The following is a 23,250-nucleotide window of genomic DNA, read 5'->3' as shown; positions in this document are numbered from 1 at the left end:
TTTTCGACCCGGTGACGTGGCGTGGCGGCAGCGCGTCGGTCTTCTAATCGTCGACTCCGCGGACGCGATCGGGCAGTGCGCGGCGCCTATTTCCTCTACCGGACAAGAACTGTGCAATTTCTGAAACAAATGGCGCGGCGCACGCTTCGCGTGTCCTCTCGCCTGGGCGGTGGCCGCGCGATCTTCGAAGACAAACTGTTCTGGGCAAAGTATCGCTTCCGCTCCGAACGAGCCACCTACTACCACGACCTGGCACAACGCATCGAGCACATGCCGGGTGAGCCCCTTTCGAACCACTTTGCCAAGGACGCCGCACGCCGCGCCGGCGAGCCCGTTGGGATGCTGGCCGCGCATTGGCTGGCGCGATGGGAGGGTGCCGACGGCGAGATCCAGCGGTCGCGTCTGACCGACATCTTCCGGGGCACGGTGCCGAACGAGGATCTACCGATTCTCGCGGTCGCGGAAGAGGGCGGCGACATCAAGGAGGGCCTGCTCTCGCTGGCGAAAAACCTCAAGGCCCTGGAAGGAACGAAGGTCAAGATTTTCCTGACGATGGCCAGCCTGATTGCCACGTTGGTGATTCTGCATGTGTATATCGCAGTGATGGCGTTGATCGTGGCGCCCCAGATCGACAACGCCTTTAGCCACGTGCTTTCCGTGAAGGACTATGGACCGATCGCGTCCGCCTATCACAACGGCTCCGTGTTCGTGCGGCATTGGGGTTGGCTCGTCGTCGCGGTCGAACTAGCAGCCGCCGCATGGATTGCAGTCGCGCTGCCGGGCTATGTGGGCCGATGGCGCGGATGGCTCGACCGAAAGACGTTGATCTTTGATTTCTTCCGTCGCTTCCAGGCCGCGCAGTTCTTCGCCGGGATGGCGTCCGTGACGAAGCGATTCGGTGGCGACGCCAAGAACCTGGCGAACGGGCTGGCGCTGATGCGAGTCAACGCCTACCCGTACCTGGCCTACCACATTGAGCGCATTGAGCTGAACCTTGAGTACAACCCGAACCTCGGTGGAAAGGTGTTCGATACCGGGCTGCTTGACCGTGAAACGGCCTATCGGATCGAGGATATCGCGGAGTATGAAGGTGACTTGTCGGCGATGCTGTCGAAGGTCTCCGAGCACATGCTTGAGTCCGCTCCAGCGGAGATGCTCGAACGCGCGACGAAGTTCAATCGGCACATGACGATCCTGCTGATTATTGTCATCACCGGATTGGCGTACCTGCCTGCCTTCATGGCGCAGGAACTCAAAGCCAGGGCCCAGTTCGCGGCCATGGCCAGGCAAGCCGGCGCAGCGACGCCGGCCGGGCACTAGTTTTAATTCGCAGTCTTTCAACGTTACGCATTTCAACCGAAGGGAGTGACCATGACCGCATGTATGAACGAATCGAACGCTAGCCTCCAGATCGCCGAGGGCGCTGACCAAGGGCACGTCGAAACCCAGGGAAACGGCGCGCTCGAGGGCAATACGCTCCACTGTCGGATGCTGGACACGGCGAACCGCATGCGCACTCGACGGGCGAGCGGTCAGCGAGGCGGGATTCTGGACGAGTTCGGCTTCTACCTGATCATCGCCGGGCTCATGCTGGTGGCGGTCCTCGTCCTGTTCGGCAGCAATTCGTCGGACACGGCAACGCAGCAACTGACCGTGGAGCTGAACACCGTGATCGGTAAGACGACGACCAGCTACCGGGGCCAATTCAACAAGGTGTCGATCAGCGCCCTGGTCGCCAACGGGATGTTCAAGAACATGACGGCGATGACCGCGAGCACCGGTAGCTCGTCGAACGTGACCTTGCAGCCTGGCGGTGGCGCGCTGACCGTGGCGGCGGCGACGCTGCTGGTCGCCAACGACGCGCTGGATTGGACCATCAGCAACCAGCCGGATTCGGCATGCACGACGATCGTGTCGGCCTACCAAAGCAGTGCCAGCAAGATTCTCGTAAACGGCACCACTGTGAAGGCGGTCGGCGGGACCGTGGACCCGAGCAAGGTGTCGTGCTCGGGGAATGCCAACACGATCGATCTGTTCACGGCGTAACGGCGGGGGCACTCGCGCGGCGGGGCTGCAAGCGGGGCGCGGTACGCCGCGTGTCAGAGAAAGCAAAACGGATAGTCGACGAGGGCGTAGGCCCCCGGGACTATTTTATAAGTTGAGGAATTGTCCATGATTGCGAGTGCAGAGTTGGCCTTCACACTGATCGCGGCGACGGGGGCGGTCACGATGTCGATCTTTCAGACCAACAATCTGATCGACAGTGCGTTGACGATGGGCACTGGCCAGTACATGGCGAAGCTGGCCAGCGCTGTAGACACGTATGTGTTCGACAACTTCACGACACTGGCGGGTAGTCCTAGCGGGCCGACCACTTTGGTTGCCGGCAGTGTTTCGGCCACGGTAAGCAATCCCTTGCAGCCGACCGTGCAGGACCTCATCAACCTGAAACTGCTACCCCTTGGAACGATGTCGACGGCGCCGATGGGAATGTCCTTCGCTGTGAACCTGACGCCGACGAATTGCAGTGCGGGTCTCACGAACTGCACGATTCCGGGCCTGATGTACTCGACGACGGCGTACCGTGACGGCTCGGGCAATGTCAGGACCGACCTGCTCACGGCAGTCGTGGCGGCCGCTGGTTACGATGCCGGCGTATCGTACGCAGAGAGCCCGGCGCTGATTACTGGCATGGCTGCAAAGTGGTCGACAGCCAATCCCGTGGCGGGCAACCAGGTGGGCGTGTTGGCCATGCAGGTTGGGAGCACGTCGCTGCTGGCGCAATCGCTGAACCAGTTCTACAAGCGCGACGGATCACTGAACCTGACCGGTCCGATGGACGCCAACAACCAGGCGATGAATCGGGTTGGCAACATCCAGTCGAATGGGGCAGTGTCGGCGAACGGAAACGTTTCAGGCAACGGGGTCTACGGAAACTATGTCCAGTCCAATGGCAGCGCCTTGGTGCAGGGCGTAATGCAAGCGAACCAAGTAAACGCGAATCTTCTTCAGTCGAATGGCAATGTCACAAGCGCCGGAAGTATGGTGGCCAATGGCTACCTGTTTGCGGCAGGGGCGGTAGTGCCGTCAAGCGGGGCAGGCCAGCAGGTGTGGGCCGGTTGGGGCTGCGGAGACCCACAGGGGTCGATTCGAAGCGACCCGAACGGTGTCACACTGTCCTGCCAGAACGGTGTGTGGCAACCGGCATCGGGGTCGTCCAATGGTGTTGTCGTGAGTTCGGCAATGTACTGCGACAACCTTTGCCATTATGGGATCTGTATTACGCAGAGCGGCTCAGGAGGTTTCAGTTACGCGGGCAATTGGGTATGTTACCCGAACTCGACCTTCGTGCAGGTTGGGCCCAATACAATGCCGGGAAGTTAGCAGAAAAGAAGGAGCCGGCGTTGCCGGCTCCTGTCTCATGCGCTTACAAAAGCGGCATTCTATTGGCACTGCATGACGACCACGCCGGTAACGTCGCCACTTGAGGGAGTAGGCATCGCGTATCCGAAGGCCAGATAGAAATTCGTTTGCGATGTCCCAAGCACTTCGACGTGATGTAGGACTCCATTCGACGAGAAGACTCCGTTCAATATCGTTCCGGAGATAGTTGCGGTTGCGTGGGCGTCAGACCCTATTGAGATGTCTAGCGATACCGTTTGCAGTGTCGGGCCGCTCATCGCGATTGTGGCTGTTGCGGAGTTCAGTCGACCGGGCGCATAGTTCCCGCTCACTGCTGTGGGCAAAGTGTTAGCAACTGCAGTACATGTCCGCTTCGGACCGAGGGTCAAATCGGGCTGGAGTGTAAGATCCTGAATAAGGGTCAGCGGCTTGCCAACTGCGTAGTGCGCGCCTTGGTTCGCCGAAACGTTGCCAATGCTGTCGGATCCGTTCGTCCAGCGGCCGATGGCGAAACTGCCATTGCCAGCGACGTCGGCGACCGTGCCACCGTTGAGCTTGACTAGGCTGTTTGCGTCGACGCCGAGTTGCGTGTAGCCGCCGTTGCTCGGTGCGAGCTGCAACGCTGCGGGAAAGGCATTCGATGCGATGGAATGGCCGGTAGACTTGGTCGACGTTTCATCTTGTGGGACGAAGATCACTGCCAGCGGATCGCCGCTAACGGGCGTTGCACTGCCCGAGACCGTGATGGTCGGAGTCGGCGCAGGGGTAGGAGTAGGTGTGGCAGCGGCCGCCGGGCTGCTGGAGCCTCCGTCGCCACCACCACCGCAGGCGGACAGAGAGAGAACTGCGGCTGCAATTGCGCCGAGGATGAGCTTGTTATTAGTGTTTTGCATTTGAATTTCCTTGCTGGAAGTTTTGCGGCTCGCCACTCGATCCGCCTAGTTCCAGATTACCGACGCCAGCGAGAAGTCAAGTCGCGTTGGCGTCCCGACAGAAGCGGCAATGAAACGACCGCTTAGCTGTCTCTATTCGGCAGGGTGGTCGGAAATTGAATGCCCCACTGGAGGGGTGGCAGAGGTGGTGGCAGATGCTGAGGCCGACTTAGATGCACGGGCGCCTTCGCCTTTTCGGGCAGCTTCGTCGATGGTTAGAACGTTGAGAATTGCCACGATTTGACCATAGGGACACCGTTCCTCGCACCAACGAATGTCGCGGTGTACTTGCCGGCTGCTAGCGGCTGCTCCGGTAGCAGGAAGGCAACGCCCCGATACAGCTGGCTATCCTCGATCGCAGTGGATACCGAATCTGGCTTCGCGCCAGACGGGACCAGTAGTCGCACCGGTACGGGCGAGCCAGTGGGGCCGGTCAATCCAAACTCACGGACTGTAAGCACATCGCTAGGGGCCGCGACGTTGACGCGCACCATTACGGGATGCCCGGCTAGCGGAAGATCTGGAGCTGGATTTGGCATTTCGTTGGCCGGGGAGAAGGTGCCAGGCACGCGACCGCGGCCAGTGGGGTAGTAGGCGATGGCATCCAGAGGCATCTGCTGCCCGCCCCACTGAGCCAATCCGTAACCGCCATCGGCAATGCCCGACACGACCCCAAAGTTCGCTACACAAATGCTCTCGCGTAGTGCGAGGCCGATGGTCTCTTGATTGCTCGTGAGCGTTTGTAGGTGGTAGACCGAATTTGCAAGATACGCAAAGCAGCCAGAGAGTTCACCGCGGAAGGTCGCTTGCCCTATCCATTGATTTGTTTCTGCCCCGGCAGCGAGAGCTTGCTGGTAGGGGTCCGCACGGGTGTAACCTGGATTTCCTTCGATCTCTGTATGCGCGATCGTCGCATTGAGCTGCATATAGCGCAGATGAAGATCGGCTGCTAAGTCGAGCCTGGCGTCTTGCCGCACGGCGCCAACGCCCATAGCGGCGCGCATTTCGTTGAGGTCGACGAAGAATGAGTAGCGCGGGTCCGGATGGCCGTAGCTCGGCGAAGGGACTGACGTGACCAGGGGCGCAGCGAGGATCCCTGGCGCGGCGAGCATCGACTCCTCGCCTGATGGCGCGGCAGAACGCGCCGCGGTTCCCCAAAGGCCGGTGATTGCCAACAGGCTAAGTGCGGCCCTCCGATAGGGGCGGGTCGGCTCTGCCAAACTCTAGCCGGATTTTCCTGCCGAAAGAGGTATGCGGTCGCACATATGGAGCTCTCGCGGAGAATAGGCAGGGCGGTTAGCTGTTGTAGAGATGCGTGCCACAGTGATTGCAAACGTGCCGCTTCGAACCGCCGTCTATCCACATGCGGATACTTCCTGAGCCACAGTGTGCGCAGGAGATTCCGCGACTGGTCTGGCAATTTGGATGCTTCTCCAGATAGTCCTTAAGCGTGTCGGCCCGACGCCCACGAAGCGCGAGAACAAGCAGCGCCAATATCTGGAAGACGAGCGCCAGCATTGCCCAGACCCAGGGGTTCCTACGGAAGGCACGGGCGCCAAAGAATGCCAGCGCAGGGCAGATGAGGAGGCCAATAGGGTGGAAGCTGGCGGGCATTGAAGGATCCTAGTGATTGATGTCGCCTCCCCCGCAGAAGCGCTGGAGGCTGATGAGCTAAGGATGATCAGCGTCGCGCATCGAGTGCGGCGTTGATCTTCTTGTCAGTCTTGTACTGGCTCAGGGCATAGGCAGACCAGATTGCAGCTGGAATCCAGCCGATGAGCGTGAGTTGGAGCAGGAAACAAAGGAGACCGGCAAAAGGGCGACCAATTGTGAAGAACTGGAACCAGGGAATGAAGATCGCGAGAAAGAGGCGCATGCTGTGTTTGTATTCGAGATGATTTAGGGACATATTCCGGCCCGCGGGTCGCCATTCGAACCGCGTACCTTCAGGCTATCGACGCCCGTGCGAAGTCAAGTTTCACAGGCGTCCCGACAAAGACGGCAATGAAACGATCGCTTAACAGTCTCTAGACGGCAGGATGGCTAGAAAGTTAATGCCCTACTGGCGAGGGGGGTAGCGTGCGAGCGTCCCGATCGATCGAATTTGCGTGGGGGCGCCGTTTCGCCAGGGGGGCAGGTGCTGGCCGTCATGGGCGGCGGCTACATGGCCGCCACGGCGGCCCGCGCTCCTAGCTGTTGTAGAGATGCACGCCACAATGATTGCAGAGGTGCCGGTGCTGCGCACCGTCGATCCAAATGCGGATTCTTCGCGAGCCGCAGTGAGCGCAGGTAATGCCGTGCGGCGTCTTGCAATGCGGATACTTCTTTAGGTACTCGTCCAGCTGGTCCATTCGGTTACGGAGCACGAGAATCACTGGCACCGCAATTAGCTGGAAGACGAGCCCGATGACGGCCCAAGCCAGCGGATTTCTAGCCTTGCGCTTGGCGATGAGACAGCAGAGTACCGGGCAAACGGCAATGAGTGGAAAGGCCGTGAATACGCCAATAAGAAGCTCGAATGGGGAAAGTAGGAACTGGAGCATTACTTTGGGGCAATGGTGTTGGACGGTACCACGGGAGCGGCGGATTGCCCGGCGATGCGCCGCCCGGGCACTTGACGGGTGCTCTAGAGCAGGGGTGAGCCCGGCACGCTTGCGTTGGGTGACCGCGTTGCAGGCGGCTGTGCCGACCGCAGTGCAAGACTCCCGGCACGCGCCGCCCGCCCGCGTCGCCGCACTGATTGCATGCCCAGCAGCCCGCCGCAACTTGGGCAAGCGAAAGCGCCACTGAACTCAACCTTCTTGCCGTTGTTGGCGATGAGGTAGTGCGTCCCGCAGGCGCGACATGGCGCCGTGGCAATGCCTGCTGCGCCGCCAGAGACGCGCACCAGGTGATAGGCGCGGTCGGCCTCCAGCTTTAAGCTTTGGCCAAAGAGGGTCTGGGTGAAGTCGTAGGCGGAGATCAAGGCCTCCGGAACGTTGCTGCCGCCGGCGAGAGCTGCCTTGTAGAGCCAGAGGAATACGGTGGATTGGACGCGCACGGCCGCGGGTCTGAGATGCCAGCCCAAGGAGCTAGGTGCCTGCCCGCAGGGAGACGACACGCCGTGAATCTCTTGGTACATGGCGCGGGCGCGGTGCGAGGTGATGCCAAGGAGCGCGACTACGCTGGCTGCCCGACAACGAAACCCGATCAGCTGGGCGGCGTAGGTGTCGATGAGATTGCGTAATCCGCGGTCGTGCCTCGATTCCTTCGCCTGTAGGTTGCCGAGGCGGATCGGAGAGCTTTGCATGAAGAAATGCGCGACGCTCTCGATTCCCACTCGGTGGGCGCCATACTCCAGCAAGAAGCTTGGATGAGCAACGCGCCAACGGAAGATGGGAAATCCGAGGTCGGAGATAGCCAGATCAAGCGTGTGCTGCGGAATGGTAGCGAGGTAGGCCGCCAAGTCTGTGCTGATACCCAATACCGGGGCAGCGAGTGCGCAGGTATTCAGAATCTCCACTAGCAACCAGATATACGTCCGGTTGTTGAGGTAGATGAGATGCCTTTCGTTGGGCGTGAGTTGCGGGGTGACACGCGCCAGGTTGTCCACTGCGACGGTCGTCGTTGACCGATGAATGAGGGCTTGCCAGTCCGCGATTTCGGTGAGCGACGGTGCGACCACGAGAAACGGCGTACCCATCAGCACGCGGTAGGCTTTCTCCTGCGCCCGCACCATCGCGACATCATCGCGCGAGATGCCAAACGCATCGGACATTTCGGGTCTGATGCGCAGCGCCTCCGCCACATAGTCGAGAAGGTAGTAGTTGGCGGAGCGAATTCGATCTCTCGAAAAGGGCGAGAGGACGAGATTGTCCGTATTACGTGCAGAGATGGGTTCGGTCATTTTTCTTTTTAGCAGGAACCCGTGCGTTTGGAAGCACGGTCGGGATAGCGCGACGCGGCAGGGTGCCAGTTTCCCGCTTCCCCATTATTAGTGGCTATCCGAATCCAGTGTGGATCTTATGCTCACGGTGCAATGTTCACCGGAGTGGATAATTATCAGTACGGCAAGAAACCCGGCTAGACGCGTTTTAGCTCCAGGTCGAGCTTGTTGGAGAAATCGGCGACAGCAGCTGCGAAGGACGCGATGGCCAGACGGCCACCTCCTTCCAGCTTTTTGAAGGCAGGGGAGGCATGGAGTTTCTCGAAGCGCTCGGCCATCGCTGAAAAACTCTCAGTGATCCTGGAGAATTCCTCGGTGGCGGTCTTGATGAGCGTAAGACCTTGGGTCTCCTCTTGAACCTGCCTGCGCAGGTCGCGAAGGCGCTGCTCCTCGGCGGCGAGCTCGGCTTCGACTTCACGCTGTCGGCCCGCCAGGGCTGCGAGCTGTTGTTCCGCAGCCGCAGCATCGACGGTGGCCGCGGCCGCGGAAGATGCTGGAGCGGTCGACGCTGCGAGCAGAGCTGCCTTGAGGCTTTCACGCTCTTTGCTCAGCGTATCGATGGTCATGTTGAGCTGGCTCACCGCGCCATTTCGACGGGACAGTTCTTCCGTCGTATCGGCCAGTGCTGTCCGGTGCCGGTCCACCGCGCTGTTCAGATCAGCCACCTGGGCGCGAAGTTGTTTGGTCTCATACTCGGCATCCATCTGTTTTGCCAAGCTATTGGCGAGATCTTCGCGCGCAGCTTCCAACTGGTGATTGACCGTCTGGAGGCCTTCGTCTTGCTCGCGCAAATGCTTCGCCAACGCCTTGAACTCGGACCGTTTGAGGCCAGGATTCTGGCGTTTTGCCTCGGCGAGTATGGCGACATGCTCATCCGTGATCTCAGAATGCACGATGACCTGCAATTCGCCAATATTAAACGGCGTGATCGCGTCGTAGTTGTTCATGAACTTCGCGTGGGCTTTCAGATAAAGCCACACATAAGATCGGCTAATCTTCAGTACATTCTGGCAGTACTTGAACAGAACCGTGGAGGCGCGCTTGCGCGCCTGCGGCACGTCTCCCATCGCCCGTTTCATATGCGAGTGAATCGTTCGATCAATATGGGCGATATTTGAGCCGATCGACGCGATCTCCATCTGGATCCGATCCTGCGACTCCAGAATTTCTTCTGAGGCCTGTACGATCTTCCCAAGGGCGGCTTCATCGAGGACTGGCATCAGTTCGTGACGCGCAAGGGAGTAGAGTGCCTCCGGCGCGTTGCCGGTGGTGTCGATCAAGGGAAAGTCGTCTTGCATATTGCTGAGGTACCGGGAATTGATGCGGTGGGAGGCGACAGCACGATGATGTTGTCGCTCCAGCGTAGCGCGCCATCGGCGAAGTCAAGGGGTGACATGGCGGATGACGGGGTGGAGAGAGGCATGTTGCGTTGCTGCTTTCAAATTCTTCTATCGGCATGCATAGCCATCGTTGAATCACCCTCCGTGGGAGGGGCTGAGTGCGTCGATAATCGAACACGCCTTAGGTGCAATCGGAGCGCCGAAAAGACGTAACAAAGCAGCACGCTTTCCGGTGGAGAGCGTCCAGCATGTTGTACGCTGGCCCGCCCAGGCGCGCCGTTGGCAATGCTTGCGTGCAAGGCCCCAGTGCGATAAAGTCCAGTCACCTCCGCGTCTCTGACGCATCGACCTAGCGCAAGACGGACTCTCCCGTCCACTCCACTCGCCCAACGGCGGCGGACATTGCAGCGCCACCCCCATTTTTCTAGTTCACACGGCCTCGGCCGCCAGCACGTTTGCCTGATGCATTGCGCATGAGGCAAGCGCGTTGACGCTTGAAGGATTCCTTGCTCACTCGAGCATCGAATGGTCCCGGGTATCCGCCTGGGCATCTCATCTCTACGTTTTCCGGAGTGAAAACCATGGAATCCTTGATGCGCCTTCTGGGCCTTTTCCTTTCCTTTGCCGTTCGTCACCCCCGCGGCTTTCTGTTGCTGTGCTTGGCCGTCATGCTGTCGGGCCAGTTCTACTTGCTGCCGCCGCTGATGGTGTATGCCACGGCCGCAGTCGTCTTTGCCTTCGTGGGATGGGTACGCCGTGCGTTCAAGACGGCTGTGCCCGCCGCGCCTGATGCAGTCATGCCGCAGCCCACGGCTGCCGCTCAACCGGCGCCGGCGCGCCATGCCGTTCGCGGCGCCAACCGGACGGTCTACGCGAAGTCCGCTGTGATGGTGCCGATGCCTCGATCGACCTCGGCGAAATAGCCGTCGATCCAATCCGCCTTTCGCTGAAAGGCGGCCCCCAACCCCTGTCGTGGGACTCGCGCCCACCGACAGGTGGTGCCGCGGGTTCTCGCGAGGAGAGCCCAAGATGAATACCCAAGTCCGCGGGTGGCAACTCGACATCTTCGGTGATGCTGCGCCGGTCGTGACCGCGCCACCGAGAGTCGATCCGTTGCCTGACCCGAAATTCTGGAGCGATGCCATACGCTCGAAGATGGTTGACGCCCTGATCAGCCTGGCGTGTGATAGCCGACGCGGCGACAAGATGCCGGAGTCCTTGATCGATTGCGCGGAGATGCTGCGCGCGCGTATGCAAGGGAAGACGGTGGATCCCGAGGACTACGCGATGACGCTCGGATGGATCTTCCACTACTGGGAAGGTGCCGTGAGCTACGAGTACGTCTGTCGCGTGAACGGTGTCGATCCGGAAGTGCTGCAGGACGTCATCCTCAACCACCAGCGCCTGCGCCGTGATCTGGAAGAAGTACGCCGGATGGCCTGCGGGTCGCTGCTGTAGGAGCTGCGCCATGAGCTGGATGAACAAGCTATGGAAGGGCGCTTGCGCTGCTGCTGACGTCGTCTGCGCGCTCGCGACAACACCGAGCCCTCCTGTGGTCGTTGGCCGCGGCTCGGCGAACGAGGTGCAGGTGATGATTGGGGAGCTGCCGCACCTGTTCCGAGACGAAGGGGACAGCGTGGTCCACTTTGTCGCCGCATTCGAGAAGCGCCTGACGTCGACCCGGTTCGGACACAAGCTGCTGCCTTCGGTCGCGCCCCATTGGGAGGCGGTGGAGACCATCAGCGGCCGCACGATATCCGATGCCGTGTCCGATGCTGTTCGCGCCCATGAGGCGACCCAGGGCTGTGCTGCACCGCTCAAGACCTCCGTCGCTCCGGCGGACACGCCGGCGTCCACCGCCGGAAATACACGGCAGGCGGTGGCAACGCCGGATGGGCAGGCGCCTCGTGGTGAGCCAGCCAGCCGGCGCAGTGGCGGCGCCAGGCAGCATTCGCTGCATGTCTATCACGGTAAGGCCGCCTGGTGGGGAGAGGACGATTTCCCTGACCGCAAGCGTCCTGGAAAGACCTACCGGTCCTTTGCGTTGCGCCTGGATGGCCCGAGTGGTCAGCAGATCCTGCAGGGCGAAGGCCTCAAGGACGCGATCACTGATGCGGGTTGCCGGCTCGGCGACATGGTGGAAGTGACGCGCCTACGAAAGGTGAAGGTACCTGCCTTCACCACCTCTGGTGAACCCAAGCGAGACGAACACGGCAACCAGGTTCTCTGGGAAAAGTGGCTGTGGTCGATCTCTCGTGCCCATTGAATAGAAGGAGTAACGAAGCATGGCTTCAGTGAACAAGGTGATCCTCGTCGGAAATCTCGGCGCGGACCCGGAAACGCGGTATATGCCGAGCGGAGATGCGGTGACGAATATCCGGCTGGCGACAACGGATCGCTATCGTGACAAGGCGAGCGGCGACATGAAGGAGCTGACGGAATGGCACCGGGTCTCGTTCTTCGGCAAGCTGGCTGAAATTGCTGGCCAGTACCTCCGCAAAGGCTCTCAGGTGTACATCGAAGGGCGCATCCGCACCCGGAAATGGCAGGACCAGAGCGGCCAGGACAAGTACTCGACCGAGATCGTCGCGGACCAGATGCAGATGCTGGGTTCGCGGCAGGGCGGCCGTGACGATGGCGCGGGCCAGACGGGCGGATATGACACGACGGGAGACAGTGATGACTCCCGGGGTCCGATACTCAGTCGTCCGCAACGCGAGCAACGTGCTAGCGGCAGCGGTGGCGGCGGCCAGCGACGCCAGCCGCAGGCGCCATCGAATGGCTTTGAGGACATGGATGATGACATTCCTTTTTAGCGGTTCGAAAGCTTGCTTCGCGCCTTGTCGACGTGAGGCCAGCAGCGGCTTTTCCCTAGCATGACCTTCGCGATCGTTCTCCGGCTGAGTGCCGGAGGACGATCGCGTCTCCTCTTCCGCCCTGAGTTCTCAGGGCGACTCTCCCCCGCACGTTTCGCGCCATGCTGAAAAGGCCCCCTGCCTCGCGGGGTGCCTTTTGAGCAAAGCGTTTCCCTGTCTGATTCAGGCATCGAACCCACCCTCCAGAAGGAGACAATCCCATGAAGTTGCGTGACATCGTTGGTACCTGGACGCCCTCTCAGTGGGATGCCATGGTGCTGAAGTATGTGGACGAGCGCTACCTTTCGGGGCGTCCGTGCCCGTGCCCCATCTGTGGCGGCACGGATCGCTTCACCTATGACAACAAGCATGGCCGCGGCGACTGGGTCTGCCGGAAATGCAACAACGGCGCCCCAAAGGCTGGTGACGGCTTGGAGCTGATTCGCCTGGTAACAGGCAAGTCCTTTCACGAATTGGCATGCGAGATCGAGGGCGGGCGAGTCCCCGAACCACGTCTCGCCTGCGAACGTCCGAACCGTGCGGGCACGGCGAGCAAGACTTGTGACGCAAAGTGGAAGGCGCGTCGATTGGCAAGCATCCGAGCCGCCGCAGTGCCAGTGGTGCGAGGCGACCACGGCATGGCGTACTTGGCCGGCCGCGTTCCTGGACTGGATGTGGCGCCCTCGCCGGCGCTGCATCTGGCGCAACTCGACTTCTGGCACGGGAAGCAAGCTTTGGGACGTTACCCGGCGATTCTGGCCGAGTTCACCTTGCCCGATGGCCGACTGGCAACGTTGCATCGCACGTTTCTCGACCGTGACCGTCCGTGCAAGGCGACCATCGTCTGCCCGGAAGGCGAGATATTGCCGTGCAAGCGGAATGAGGTGTCGGCGTTGCCGCTCGCCGGCGGTGCTGTGAGGTTGATGCAGCCCGTCGGCGGCGTGATCGGCGTCGCGGAGGGCATGGAAACCGCATATGCGGCGCACATGCTATTTGGGGTGCCGACCTGGTCGTGCCTGAATCGCGTGCTCCTCAAGGCGTTTGAGGTGCCAGAAGGATTGGGCATCCACACCGTGCACATCTTTGCGGACTTCGACAAGGTTGATCCGAAGACCGGAAAGTCGCCGGGCATGGCCGACGCGCTTGCGCTGGAGAAGCGCCTGCGTGCCTCCGGCTTCAAAGTCGTGCTCCACCGACCCAAGGTGCGTGGCACGGACTTCTGCGATGAGTGGCTGACAGTTTGCCGCTTGCGCGGGATCACGCAGGCCTTGCCCGTCACCGCATAGCACCTTCACTCGAAACGGCTTCTCGCCGATCCTCACCATCCTCGCCCTGTGGGTTCGACCCACGGGGCGAACTCCATGGGCGATCTCTTCGAAAGGAGACTCACCATGTCGTTCAAAGGATTCACTGCCATCGTCAATAAGCTGCACATCCACGCGATGCGCAGCGCTGGAGCGCGGGTCATCGAAGCCGGCCAGTCAGATGCGCAGTTTTTCGAGGTCTATCGTCGCGGCCCATCCGGTGTGCTGCTGTTCCTGCAGCGCGAAGCGTCGTTCGATGCGGCGTTCGAGTTCTGCTTCGATCGCAAACCGGTTCAGGTTCATTGAGATTTGTGGCACGGCGCCCTATCCGGTGTGTCGATTGGGACACGTCGCGAACGTACAAAATTTGATACACTTATGTCAACTGAAAAGGAAATCCGCTGGGTCGGGACAGCCTTGGCGGATCTGCTTAGCTTCCCCGCCGCCATTCGACGTGAAGCCGGCTTCCAGTTGAGCAAGGTCCAGGCGGGTCTGGACCCGGACGACTGGAGGCCATTCGGCGAGGTTGGGGCTGGAGCGCGAGAGATCCGGATTCGCGAGAGCGAAGGGACGTTCCGCGTTTTGTATGTGGCGAAGTTTGAGGAGGCGATCTATGTGCTGCACTGTTTCCATAAGAAGACCCAGGCGACAACGCGGCACGATAAGGACGTAGCCGAGGCTCGCTACCGAGCCGTTGTGAAATCTAGGAGTGCGACATGAGCGCGATTGATACGGAGATCAAGCACGTCACAAAGTCTGGGGCCAATCTATTCGCGGAACTCGGCTTTGCGCCGGAGGAAGCAAAGGGCTACCAGGTGGAATCGAAGAAGCGGATTGCGGAAACATTGGCGCTCAAGGAACAACTGATGGGAGAGTTAGCCGCTTGGATTCGGGACAATCACCTTAAGCAGGAAGAGGCTGCTGCGATTCTGCACGTTACCCGTCCGCGTGTGTCCGACGTGGTCAATAAGAAGGCTGGAAAATTCACCTTGGATGCATTGGTCGACATGCTGACTCGCGCTGGCAAGTCGGTGAGGATGGCCGTTTGCTGATGGATCGGGCGAGGCTCGCCCGCAATATATTTGAGCAAGAAGCCCGGCATATGCCGGGCTTTTTTGTTTTCTGCCTACTCGAAGCGTGCCATTGCCGCATTCAGCGCGCCGATATCGAGGCTTCCAAAGCCCTCGCTCAATGCTTCCTGCGCTGGTGCCTTATCACCTGTGGCTGCCGGTGCCGCTGGTGCCGGGCCGGGCGCCAACACTGCGCCGGAGCCGGGCGGAGTGTCTTGGGCCGGCTCCGCGAGAGCGGCAACTGGCGTGGCTGCTTCGAACGTGCGCGCCGGCGAATCGCCGAGGTCATGGCGAGGGGGCTGTCCGACAGGGGACGGAGCAGGAAGCGCGACCCTATCCAGCCCGCCCGATCCAAGGCCCGCAAGCCCTCGCTGGGCGAGGCGCTTGAGGATGTAAGCGCGCTCGCGCGCGCTCGGGATGCCGCGCAGGTAGGCCAGCAACTCCGGGTTGGAGTCGGCTGTCAGCGTCAGCTTGATCTCCAGCTTGTCCATCAGCGCATCACTCCTTACGCGGCTGCTTTCACGGGTTGCCGTGCAGCGCCGATCGTGTAGAAGCCCCGAACGTTGGCGAAGCAGGGTGCGTCCATGACGTGGATGATGTTCCGCGGGAATGCGGCGCGGATGGTTGGCGCATACAGGCTCGCGCCGCCGCCGGTCAGTATGATCGCGCGGATGTCTTCGGTACGGCCCACTCGGGTCTGCACTTCCTTGATCGACTGGTGAGTGACGGCCATCGCCTCGGCCAGGAAGGGGCGGACATCCAGATCCTTGCCATAGAAGAGCAGCGGCTTGGCGTCGCGGATCGCCTTGTCGATCCGTTCGAGGCTGTCGACGGCCTCGCCCTCGGCTTCGGAGAGCAGTTTGGCGACCTGTTGATAGACCCGCGCCGCGCCACCGGGGACACCGCCGCTGCGGGTATCGTCCATCGCGTATCCCCGCGCGACGACCCAGTCGGTGGTGAAGTAGCCGACGTCGATCACCAGGTAGGAGTTGTCCGGGTCATATTGCTGTCCGCTCTGCTGCATGAAAGAGACAAGGGAGCCCAGAGGCTGGGGCAGCGGCAGGACGCTCCGCACGCGCACGAGCTTGTCACCGAAGTCCAGGTCGCCACTAAAGCGGTCGCGGAGGAAGTCTGCGTACTTCTGGGTGTTATGAACCGGGAGGCCGAGAACCAGGCGGTCGATCTCGGATGCATTGGCGTAGTGCAAGGCACCGGCCAGCAGCGCGGCGTAGTTGGGCGTGGTGACGAAATCCTCGGACAGGACCCGGCCGGTATTGCCGTAGGCGGCGCTGATCGAAACGTCCGGGCCGACCTCGTAGCGGGCGCGGTCCACCATGACGTTCACGACGTTACGTGCGCGGAAGAAACTGCCGCTGTGGGACGCGAGGGAGTGGACAGACGTCGGGGGCGCGAGGGAGGGAAACATCTGGGTTGAGATTTCCGCGCCCATACCGAAGGCGGATTTCGTGTTGCCGTAACCAACGTCCACTGCGACGGTCGAGATCTTCATGGTGCTCTCCAGGTTGACTGCTCTGATGTGAGGGAAGTGACACCATCTGACAGTTGCTCACCGTATCTCACCGGGAGGGTGAGGACGTGGCACTTGATGTCGGTCCCGGTGAGCAACTGTCAGTAGCTCACCGCAACTGACCGATGAGCAACTGCCAGCTGCTCACCGAATCTCACCGTACGGGTGACCAAGTGCCACTTGGTGACAGCTTGCTCCGGGGGAAATCTGACAGGTGCTCACCGAACGGGGGATCAAGTGTCAGTTGATGACAGATTCGGAGACCAACTGACAGTTGCTCACCGTAACTCACCGACGCGGTGATCATCTGACACTTGCTCACCGAGACTCACCGAAGGGGTGACTTCCTTGTGACCCACTCTACCGACAAAACGACGAAGTCAAGGCCGCAAAAGCTCGGGAGTTGCGGGGGGCTTTCGCTGTGCCTTGCACTGCTGCTCGCTGGTGCTATATGCTGGAGGCTCTTCTCGCGTCCCCGACGCATCGACCTTGCCGCCTGAGCGCGGCACATCTCAAGCATCAGCGGCCACCCGCTAGGGTGGGTTCTGATCGCCCGCTGTCCAAGCCGCACAATGTCGCGGCATTTTTTTCAATCGGCTCAGGTACATACTGGCCCACACTGAGGACACCGGACACCGCGATACCAATTGGCTTTGCGGGTAGTCTGGAAGAATCGGACGCACTGAGGACATGTGCAAGCCGGACACACCGGACACATTTTGTCCTCCACACCCACCATACGCCCGACAGCGAATCGCGGGGTAGGCGAACGCTGGAACCCGACACACTGCGGTTCAGATGTCGCTACTCGAGGGGCGGGACGTCGGTTGCGCAAGGCAGCTGGACGCTCTGAATCCATACGACACGGTAGGCGCGACCGTCACAGAACAGCGCAACAAGAGTTACGCGGGCGGCGTAGGTCGGTGCTTCGCACTGACAAACGTTCATGCCGGGAGCGATTCCCCGGCAACCGGGTAGCCCGACGAGCCGGCAGATCGGTCAGCACGACGATGTGTTGGATTGTTCGGGACAGTCATGCACGTTCTTCCACGTGCCGGCTGACCAGCCAAGGGGATCGCTAAAGGTCTGGAAGGCAGGACCATGGCCGATGGATAAACGGCAAGAGGTGGGCGCTCGGTGTCGAGGCGCATGTCAACGGGGGGCATGCAAGTCGGCAGAACGCGCAGTGCGTTTGAATAGGGGTATTGGATGCGACAGTCAGCAGTGTTTGACGTGCGTGGGTTGCTGGCGCGGTATGACCTTCCGGTGCGGATGATGGCGGAGATGGAAGCGGTCCTGACAGAGAACCTGAAGCGAATTCTGAGCCGGACCCGGACGAGCTCGAAGAGCGCGTCGATCAAGACGCAGGAGCGACGGATGTACACCGTGTGCCGGTCGTTCGTGGAACTGCGGGAGGTTGGCTTCATGATCGAGAGCCCTCACTCGCTGCGGCACAAGCATGTGCAGGCGCTTGTGACGAGGTGGGTGTCGGCTGGCCAGACCGGCGGGACGATCGAGAACAAGCTTAGCCATCTGAAGGCGTTCTGCCAGTGGCTGGGTAAGCACGATCTCATCCGAGCGCTTGGGGATTACACCGACCGTGCCGCACACGGTTTGATTCGCTCCTACGTGACGACGCGGGACAAGTCGTGGGAAGGCAACGGCGTGGATGCGGTTGCCTTGATCGCGAAGATCGCCGAAGCAGATGCGCGGGTGGCGGTGCAACTGAAGCTGCAGGCGGCGTTCGGGCTGCGCATCGAGGAGAGCTTCTCTCTGAAGATTGGGACGGCCCTGCGCAACCTGGACACGCTGCGGGTGGTAGACGGAACGAAAGGGGGGCGGGCGCGGGAAGTTCCGGTGCGGATGCGACTCGGCGTTCTGGAAGAGGCCGCCACGCTTGTCGATCCGAATAGCGGATCGACCACGCCGTCGACGTATTCGATAGCACGGTGGCGGAGCCACTACAACGCCGTTCTTCGCAAGTTCGGCGTTTGCAAAGCTGAGCTTGGCATCACCAGCCACGGGCTACGACATGAGTGGATGCAGGCGCTGTACAAGGAGGCCACTGGCGTAGACGCTCCGGTCAAGGGAGGCCGCCCGGGGGATCTGGAGGTACATCGGCAGGCGATACAGGAGATCATCCTCAGCGCAGGCCATAGTAAGGCAGCCAAATCTGGCGCCTATCTGAGCACCGTGACCGCGATGGAACGTGACCAACGCCCGCGCGTGACTCGCGAGCAGGCGGAGGCCCAGTTGATTGCGCAGAACGGGAATAAGGCCCAGGCAGCAAGGCTGTTGGGTATCAGTCGGTCAGCCCTCTATCGGCTGATCGGTGCGATGTAGCAGGAGGGCCGCCTCTAGACCTCAATGGCTTGGGTCGGGCTGTTGGTCGCTGGCTGGGACGCCCACCCGCACCATCTCATCGTGGGATTGAACATCTCAAGCGAAGAGGAGCGGCAGCAGCCATTGATCGAACGTGACCGCTACATAGTGCTGCGATTCTTCGGACACTAGGCTGCAGCAGCTTCGCTGCCTCTCTTCGCGGTGGTTGGGGGCGTTTAGCTCGCTCTCATGAGGCTAAGAAACGCCAGAACGTTTACTGGCCGGTGCATACGCGCCGGCATCAGTACATAGACCTTCACTGGCGACGAGACATATTCGGGAAGAATCGAGAAAGCCCTCCACTTTTTACTTCGTCATCATGCACAAAGGCGAAAGAGAATCGTGCGACACCAAGTCCTTGTAGCACTGCTTTTTTCCGGATTTCTGCGTTTTCTGTACGGAGGCGGGGACTAACAGTGAGCACGGTCTCTTTGGCGCTCTCCGTGTTGCGATTCCTGTGACACGCACCTTGCGCGTTGTTCGCTCGAGCAGACGCACTCCGAGATGTGACTCCAGTCGCGTAACGGATGCGCTAGCCGAAGATTTCGGAACGCCAGCCAGATTGGCCCCAGAGGTAAAGCCGGCCCCTTCCACAACACGGCAGAAGATTTCCCCGTCTTTCCATTCAATTTGCTGCATTGCTACACTCGGTACTACGATGCCGGATAGCCTCATAGCGCATCGCGTAATGCCATCCCAGGTCCGCTATCGGTCCGGCTTTTCGGCCAGTCTCGACGGCATCCGCAGCGGCAGCGTTGCCTTGCCGTGCCCTCTCTGCAATACCGAACATAATAGCGGCCAACCTGAACAGGTTGTAGGCAATGTAGAAGTCCCAGTGTTCAATACCCGCTGTGCCGTTGGCTTCGACATACCACTGCAAATACGTCTGTTCGCTCGGGATACCGAGACCCGCGATGTCGAGATCAGCGATACCGCGCCACAGCGATGAAGGGATGTGCCAGCTCAGGCAATGATAGGCAAAATCAACCAGCGGATGTCCCAGCGCGGACAACTCCCAGTCCAGCACCCCGATGACCCTGGGCTCGCTCGGGTGGAAGATCAGGTTGTCAAGGCGGAAGTCGCCATGGACGAGACGCGTCTCCTCGACCGCGGGGATGCTCCTTGGGAGCCAGCTCATCAGCGCTTGCATGGCGGAACTTTCGAGCGCGCCAGTGGCACGGCTCTGGCGCGTCCATCCGGCAATCTGACGCGCCAGGTAGTTGCCAACAGGGCTGTAGTCGGCTAGCCCTGCCGCCTGGACATCGATGCGATGCAGCGCTGCCATCACGCGATTCATCTCCGCGTAGATGGCACTGCGCTCGGCGCTCTGCATCCCCGGCAGCGACTGGTCCACCATCACCCTGCCATCCAGGTACTCCATCAGGTAGAACGGGCTGCCAACCACGGACAGGTCTTCGCTGTACAGGTACACGGCGGGGACGGGCACATTACTGCCCTGGAGCGCGCTCATGACGCGAAACTCGCGGTCGATGGCGTGCGCCTTGGCCTGGATGTGCCCGGTAGGCTTCATCCGCAGTACGTAACGGTGTGTGCCGGAGGAGACCAGGAAAGTCGGGTTGGACTGGCCACCGGTAAGCCGGGTGGCAATAAGCGACGCTTGGTCGATCAGCCCGCGTGCATGGAGCAGCCGGGCCAGCGCGTCCCAGTTGCGGTGATTCGTATCGTTCATTGGTCTGTCCTTTGGCTGGTGTGGGGACTCGCGTGAAGCATCAGAGCGTGCTAACGAGATGCCCGCCGTCGACGGGCAACACGGCGCCGGTGATGTAATCGGATGCCCCCGATGCCAGCAGCAGCAAGGCGCCATCAAGCTGGGAGGGCTGTCCCAGGCGCCGCTGAGGGATCCGCCGGACCATCGCTTGCCCGCCGTCTGTCTCGAAGAAGGCACGATTAATTTCAGTGGCGAAGTACCGCGGCGCTAGTGCGTTGACGCGGATGCCATGGCGTGCCCATTCAAGAGCCAACGATTGCGTCAGGTGGATCAAACCAGCCTTTGCTGCCGTGTATGCGGGAACCTGCTGCGCCACCCGCAGCCCCAGAATGGAAGCGATGTTGATGATGCTGCCCTGCCGGCCAGCTTCGCGCATCTGCTGGGCGGCGTACTGCGCCACACGCCAGGCGCCGGTCAGGTTGGTATCGATGACCCGCGCCCAATCCTGCTCACTCGTCTCTAGCGCGGGCCCGGTGGTTGCAATGCCAGCACTGTTGACGACGATGTCCACGGTACCCTGCGCCTGCTCGGCCCGGAAGAAGGCGCCGGATACGGAATCGGGATCACACACATCCAGCTGCACAACACATCCGTCTGCACCCGTCGCCCGGATCTCCGCCAGCAAGCGTTCCCCTTCGGCGAGTCGACGGCCGGCAAGCACTACGCGGCATCCAGCGTTTGCCAGGGTCAGCGCGAAGTGGCGACCAAGCCCGCCGAATGCGCCGGTCACAAGTGCCACTTTGTCCTCCAGATCGGGAAAGACAGGTTGAGGACGAGGTGCGGAAGCCATATTTTCAGTCTCCTTCGACGCGATTGTCGGAGCGCAGGTTAAGCCATCACGTCTGGCAAGCCAGCCACCCGAACGGGGAGGCAGCCCACGATGCCCCCCGGGGCAACCCTCAGGATGCCCGGTGCCTCCCCTATTGGGGGGCTGGAAAGCGGTGCCACGCCGCTTACGCTGGCAGGCATCCGGCGTCCCTGGCGCTGCATGCAAGTCATGGCGCATGCTGCCCAGGCCGCTGCCACAGCGATCAAGGAGTTCCTCCGTGACACGGCCTATCCCTATCCCCCGCACGCCATCGGCGTACGCCTATCCGCTGCTGATCAAGCAGCTCCTGCACGCGCCGCTGGCGGTTAACCCGGAACAGGAAATCGTCTACCGCGGTCAGGTACGGCACAGCTACTGGACTATGCGGCACCGCATCGGCCAACTGGCCAGCGGCCTGCAATCGCTCGGCATTGCACCGGGCGATACGGTGGCAGTCATGGACTGGGACAGTCACCGCTACCTCGAAAGCTACTTCGGCATCCCCATGATGGGCGCGGTGCTGATGACGGTAAATGTACGGCTGTCGCCGGAACAGATAGCCTACACACTGAACCACGCTGGCGTCAGGCTGCTAATCGTCCATGCCGACTTTCTACCAACGCTCGCCCTAATCCGCGCTCAGCTCGAAACCGTCGAGCGCTTCGTGCTGGTCAGCGACGACACCTTCACACTCGACAACGCGCCCTTGCCCGATGGCTTCAGCGCCGAGTACGAAGCGCTGCTGGCGGCGTCGCCACCTGACTACGCCTTCCCGGATTTCGACGAGAACGCCCGGGCCACGACCTTCTACACCACCGGCACCACCGGGCTGCCCAAAGGGGTGTACTTCAGCCATCGGCAGATCGTGCTCCATACGCTGGCCACCATGGCGGCTCTGGCGGGTGCGCCCAGCCAGGGACGCGTGCATCGGGACGATGTCTACATGCCGCTGACGCCGATGTTCCATGTGCACGCGTGGGGGATGCCCTTTGTGGCAACGGCGCTTGGTATGAAACAGATCTATCCGGGCCGCTACGCCCCTGAACACCTGCTGCGGCTGATGCAAGGCGAGCGGGTCACGTTCTCCCACGGCGTGCCCACGCTGCTCCACATGATCCTGTCGCACCCGGATTCGGCCGCGGTCGACCTGAGCGGCATGAAAATCATCGTCGGCGGATCGGCGCTGCCGCGGGGCCTGGCTCAGGCCGCCATTGACCGCGGCATCGACGTGTTCACCGGCTACGGCATGTCGGAAACCTGCCCCATTCTTACACTGGCGCAGGTGAAAACCACGCTGCTTGGCGATGCCGCCACCGAACTCGACGTCCGCACCAAGACCGGCTTGCCGGTTCCGCTGGTCGACTTGCGCATCGTCGATGACGAGATGCGCGACATTGCGCACGACGGCAAGGCCAGCGGCGAGATCGTGGTCCGCGCGCCGTGGCTCACGCAAGGCTATCTCGGCAATGCGGCGGAGTCCGAACACCTGTGGTCCGGTGGCTACCTGCATACCAACGACATTGGCTCGATCGACAGCGACGGTTATCTGCAAGTCACCGACCGCATCAAGGATGTGATCAAGAGCGGCGGCGAGTGGGTATCGTCGCTGGAGCTCGAAGACCTGATCTCGCGCCACGCCGCAGTGAGCGAAGTGGCCGTCATCGGCATCAAGGATGCGCGCTGGGGCGAACGTCCCCTGCCATTGATCGTGCTGCGGCCGGGACAGTCAGCTGGGACGGAAGAAATCCAGGAGCATTTGCGCGACTTCGTCCGCCGCGGCGCGATCTCGAAGTATGCGATCCCGGAACGGGTGCTCTTTGTCGACGCGATTGAAAAGACCAGCGTGGGCAAGATCAACAAGCGCCTGCTCCGCGAAAGGTACCAGGCCGCCCCTTTCTCCTAATTCCGGCACTCACCCATGAGCCGGCAGCCAATGCCGGTGTGGCAACGTTTTCACTAGAAAAGCCGCTTCAGG

At 61.1% G+C, this 23,250-nt stretch carries 22 protein-coding genes and 1 pseudogene; 13 read left to right on the top strand and 10 right to left on the bottom strand.

Annotated elements, in window-relative coordinates; translation table 11 throughout:
* Positions 1-111 precede the first annotated feature (111 nt).
* The 3 genes from BKK81_RS33235 (at position 112) to BKK81_RS33225 (ending at position 3,384) form a co-directional block, all read left to right on the top strand.
* Positions 112-1,320, top strand: a complete 1,209-nt coding sequence (locus BKK81_RS33235) for a pilus assembly protein TadE (protein WP_156811585.1) — start codon at positions 112-114, stop codon at positions 1,318-1,320.
* 63 nt (positions 1,321-1,383) lie between these two features.
* On the top strand, positions 1,384-2,046 hold the full coding sequence (locus BKK81_RS33230) for a type 4 pilus major pilin (protein WP_071040798.1): 663 nt from the start codon (positions 1,384-1,386) through the stop codon (positions 2,044-2,046).
* 126 nt (positions 2,047-2,172) lie between these two features.
* A complete protein-coding gene (locus BKK81_RS33225; RefSeq protein WP_071023073.1) occupies positions 2,173-3,384 on the top strand; it encodes an adhesin in 1,212 nt (403 codons plus the stop codon).
* A 59-nt stretch (positions 3,385-3,443) separates the two neighbouring features.
* Here the strand turns inward: BKK81_RS33225 and BKK81_RS34880 are convergent, their stop codons facing one another.
* From BKK81_RS34880 to BKK81_RS33210, 5 genes are all read right to left on the bottom strand, one after another.
* The gene (locus tag BKK81_RS34880; protein WP_083384853.1) at positions 3,444-4,295 is read right to left on the bottom strand and encodes a hypothetical protein; all 852 of its coding nucleotides are present in this window, start codon (positions 4,293-4,295) and stop codon (positions 3,444-3,446) included.
* A gap of 254 nt (positions 4,296-4,549) precedes the next feature.
* Positions 4,550-5,446 carry a CAP domain-containing protein gene (locus BKK81_RS34875; RefSeq protein WP_083384852.1) on the bottom strand — a complete coding sequence of 299 codons (897 nt, stop codon included), beginning with the start codon at positions 5,444-5,446 and terminating at the stop codon, positions 4,550-4,552.
* Between the two features lie 569 nt (positions 5,447-6,015).
* Complete coding sequence (locus tag BKK81_RS33220) at positions 6,016-6,210, bottom strand: YqaE/Pmp3 family membrane protein (protein WP_071023071.1); 195 nt, start codon at positions 6,208-6,210, stop codon at positions 6,016-6,018.
* 750 nt (positions 6,211-6,960) lie between these two features.
* Positions 6,961-8,220 (bottom strand): FlhC family transcriptional regulator, encoded by a 1,260-nt coding sequence (locus BKK81_RS33215; RefSeq protein WP_083384849.1) that lies wholly within the window; start codon positions 8,218-8,220, stop codon positions 6,961-6,963.
* A gap of 176 nt (positions 8,221-8,396) precedes the next feature.
* Entirely contained in the window at positions 8,397-9,539 is a 1,143-nt protein-coding gene (locus BKK81_RS33210) for a hypothetical protein (protein WP_156811584.1), read from the bottom strand.
* Between the two features lie 641 nt (positions 9,540-10,180).
* On the opposite strand from BKK81_RS33210, the gene BKK81_RS33205 reads away from it, so the two are divergent.
* The 8 genes from BKK81_RS33205 to BKK81_RS33170 all read left to right on the top strand — a co-directional run bounded on the left by BKK81_RS33205 (position 10,181) and on the right by BKK81_RS33170 (position 14,810).
* Complete coding sequence (locus BKK81_RS33205; protein ID WP_071023061.1) at positions 10,181-10,522, top strand: hypothetical protein; 342 nt, start codon at positions 10,181-10,183, stop codon at positions 10,520-10,522.
* Between the two features lie 106 nt (positions 10,523-10,628).
* Positions 10,629-11,057: a hypothetical protein gene (locus tag BKK81_RS33200; protein ID WP_071023058.1), complete on the top strand. Its 429-nt coding sequence runs from the start codon at positions 10,629-10,631 to the stop codon at positions 11,055-11,057.
* A 10-nt stretch (positions 11,058-11,067) separates the two neighbouring features.
* A complete protein-coding gene (locus BKK81_RS33195; RefSeq protein WP_071023055.1) occupies positions 11,068-11,865 on the top strand; it encodes a hypothetical protein in 798 nt (265 codons plus the stop codon).
* A 19-nt stretch (positions 11,866-11,884) separates the two neighbouring features.
* On the top strand, positions 11,885-12,415 hold the full coding sequence (locus BKK81_RS33190) for a single-stranded DNA-binding protein (RefSeq protein ID WP_071023052.1): 531 nt from the start codon (positions 11,885-11,887) through the stop codon (positions 12,413-12,415).
* A 260-nt stretch (positions 12,416-12,675) separates the two neighbouring features.
* Positions 12,676-13,740 (top strand): primase-helicase zinc-binding domain-containing protein, encoded by a 1,065-nt coding sequence (locus BKK81_RS33185; RefSeq protein ID WP_071023049.1) that lies wholly within the window; start codon positions 12,676-12,678, stop codon positions 13,738-13,740.
* Positions 13,741-13,845: 105 nt separating this feature from the next.
* Complete coding sequence (locus BKK81_RS33180) at positions 13,846-14,064, top strand: hypothetical protein (protein ID WP_071023047.1); 219 nt, start codon at positions 13,846-13,848, stop codon at positions 14,062-14,064.
* Positions 14,065-14,136: 72 nt separating this feature from the next.
* Complete coding sequence (locus BKK81_RS33175) at positions 14,137-14,478, top strand: type II toxin-antitoxin system RelE/ParE family toxin (protein WP_071023044.1); 342 nt, start codon at positions 14,137-14,139, stop codon at positions 14,476-14,478.
* Entirely contained in the window at positions 14,475-14,810 is a 336-nt protein-coding gene (locus tag BKK81_RS33170; RefSeq protein ID WP_071023041.1) for a helix-turn-helix domain-containing protein, read from the top strand. Before BKK81_RS33175 ends, BKK81_RS33170 begins: the two co-directional genes overlap by 4 nt.
* Before the next feature lie 74 nt (positions 14,811-14,884).
* Here BKK81_RS33170 and BKK81_RS33165 read toward each other — a convergent pair whose 3' ends face one another.
* Together BKK81_RS33165 and BKK81_RS33160 are read right to left on the bottom strand one after the other, a co-directional pair.
* Complete coding sequence (locus tag BKK81_RS33165; RefSeq protein WP_071023039.1) at positions 14,885-15,319, bottom strand: hypothetical protein; 435 nt, start codon at positions 15,317-15,319, stop codon at positions 14,885-14,887.
* A gap of 14 nt (positions 15,320-15,333) precedes the next feature.
* Entirely contained in the window at positions 15,334-16,338 is a 1,005-nt protein-coding gene (locus tag BKK81_RS33160) for a PRTRC system protein D (protein WP_071023036.1), read from the bottom strand.
* Between the two features lie 1,227 nt (positions 16,339-17,565).
* Between BKK81_RS33160 and BKK81_RS33155 the strand changes: the two genes are divergently transcribed.
* A complete protein-coding gene (locus BKK81_RS33155) occupies positions 17,566-18,699 on the top strand; it encodes an integrase domain-containing protein (protein WP_071023033.1) in 1,134 nt (377 codons plus the stop codon).
* Between the two features lie 495 nt (positions 18,700-19,194).
* Here the strand turns inward: BKK81_RS33155 and BKK81_RS37175 are convergent.
* The 3 genes and pseudogenes from BKK81_RS37175 to BKK81_RS33145 all read right to left on the bottom strand — a co-directional run.
* Positions 19,195-19,377 (bottom strand): annotated as a pseudogene (locus BKK81_RS37175) (helix-turn-helix domain-containing protein); the annotation flags it as partial.
* On the bottom strand, positions 19,364-20,428 hold the full coding sequence (locus BKK81_RS33150) for a phosphotransferase family protein (RefSeq protein WP_071023031.1): 1,065 nt from the start codon (positions 20,426-20,428) through the stop codon (positions 19,364-19,366). The gene BKK81_RS33150 and the pseudogene BKK81_RS37175, both read right to left, overlap by 14 nt.
* Positions 20,429-20,468: 40 nt before the next feature.
* Positions 20,469-21,257, bottom strand: coding sequence for an SDR family NAD(P)-dependent oxidoreductase (locus BKK81_RS33145; RefSeq protein WP_071023029.1), 789 nt, complete (start codon positions 21,255-21,257; stop codon positions 20,469-20,471).
* Positions 21,258-21,513: 256 nt separating this feature from the next.
* Here BKK81_RS33145 and BKK81_RS33140 point away from each other — a divergent pair, with 256 nt between their 5' ends.
* Positions 21,514-23,178, top strand: a complete 1,665-nt coding sequence (locus BKK81_RS33140; RefSeq protein ID WP_231908283.1) for a fatty acid--CoA ligase — start codon at positions 21,514-21,516, stop codon at positions 23,176-23,178.
* Positions 23,179-23,250: the final 72 nt, after the last annotated feature.

The sequence above is a fragment of the Cupriavidus sp. USMAHM13 genome (assembly GCF_001854285.1).
GTDB classification, from domain to species: domain Bacteria; phylum Pseudomonadota; class Gammaproteobacteria; order Burkholderiales; family Burkholderiaceae; genus Cupriavidus; species Cupriavidus malaysiensis.
The sequence above is the reverse complement of the archived record's forward strand: the minus strand, read 5'-3'. Positions and strand labels throughout refer to the sequence as shown.